The following is a 1643-nucleotide window of genomic DNA, read 5'->3' as shown; positions in this document are numbered from 1 at the left end:
GCCCATGCCGTAAGCCGAAAGCAGCCCCGAGAACGGGTGCACCAACACCTTGGTCATGCCGAGCGCGTCGGCGACCAGGCAGGCATGCTGGCCGCTGGCGCCGCCGAAGGCGTTTAGCGCATAGCGCGTCACGTCATAGCCGCGGGCGATGGAGATCTTCTTCACCGCTTCTGCCATGTTGGCGACGGCGATCTTGAGGAAGCCGTCGGCGACCGCTTCCGCCGAACGGCCATCGCCCGCCTGGGCGGCCAGGCCCTGGAAGGCGAGACGCACGGCTTCGTGGTCCAGCGGCTCATCTTGACCGGGGCCAAAGATCGCCGGGAACAGGTCGGGCACCAGCTTGCCGGTCATGACATTGGCGTCGGTGACGGTCAGCGGCCCGCCACGGCGGTAGCATTTGGGGCCGGGGTTGGCGCCAGCCGAATCAGGACCGACGCGAAATCGCGCGCCGTCGAAATGCAACACGGAGCCGCCGCCGGCAGCGACCGTATGGATGAGCATCATCGGCGCGCGCATCCGCACGCCGGCCACCTCCGTCTCGAAGGCACGCTCGTACTCGCCATCGTAATGGGCAACGTCGGTCGACGTGCCGCCCATGTCGAAACCGATGACGCGCGAGAAGCCGGCCTCCGCACCGGTCTGCGCCAGAGCCACGACGCCGCCGGCCGGGCCCGACAGGATGGCGTCCTTGCCCTGAAACAGTTTTGCCGCCGTCAGGCCGCCGGACGACGTCATGAACATCAGCCGGGCGCCGGTGCGCGCGACATCGAGTTCCTTGGCCACCTGCGCAACGTAGCGCCCCAGGATAGGCGACAAATAGGCATCGACGACAGTGGTGTCGCCGCGGCCGACGAACTTCACCAGCGGCGAGACCTCATGGCTGGCGGAGACTTGGCCGAAACCCATGTGCCGTGCCACGCGCGCCGCGATCTGTTCGTGCTCGGGATACCGGTAAGCATGCATGAACACGATGGCCACGGCACGATAGCCGGCGTCGGCCAGGCTGGATAGCGCAGCACGAAGCGCGCTTTCGGACAACGGCACCTCGACCGTCCCGTCCGTCAGTACCCGCTCGTCGACCTCAACCACGCGGTCGTAGAGCAGGTCCGGCTTGACGACATGCTTGGCAAAAATCTCGCTGCGCGCCTGATAGCCGATGGCGAGCGCGTCGCGGAAGCCGCGCGTCGTCACAAGCGCGCAGCGCTCGCCCTTACGCTCCAGCAGTGCGTTGGTGGCGACGGTGGTGCCCATGCGCACGTCGCCGATCAATCCGGCCGGAATGGGCTCGCCGGCATTCAGGCCGAGCAGCGAGCGGATGCCCGCCACTGCTGCGTCAAGATAGGCGCCGGGATTCTCCGATAGCAGCTTGCGCGCCGTCAGCTGACCGTTCGGATGGCGCCCGATCACATCGGTGAAGGTGCCGCCGCGATCGATCCAGAAATCCCACTGTGCGGACATGGCAATCTCCTCCTTCGTCGTGACTACATCGATAAATTATCGACATCTTGTCGTCAATATGTTATTGTAAAAGAAAATGGAGGCAGGTTGGATGAGCAAAAGCGCAGACACCACAGGCATCAGCCAGGCACCGCTTGGACCTATCGTTTCGTCGGGGCATCTGGCCGGCGGCGCATTGCCAGCTC

1 protein-coding gene is annotated in these 1643 nt (G+C 65.4%); it reads right to left on the bottom strand.

Annotated features, from left to right (window positions below):
• Positions 1-1458, bottom strand: a 1458-nt coding sequence (locus EOA23_RS34535; RefSeq protein WP_281058785.1) for a hydantoinase/oxoprolinase family protein, incomplete at its 3' end; no start/stop codon positions are given.
• Positions 1459-1643: the final 185 nt, after the last annotated feature.

The organism is Mesorhizobium sp. M2A.F.Ca.ET.042.01.1.1, assembly GCF_003997405.1.
Taxonomy (GTDB): Bacteria; Pseudomonadota; Alphaproteobacteria; order Rhizobiales; family Rhizobiaceae; genus Mesorhizobium.
Note: the sequence above shows the minus strand (reverse complement) of the source record. Positions and strands in the feature narration are given on the sequence as shown.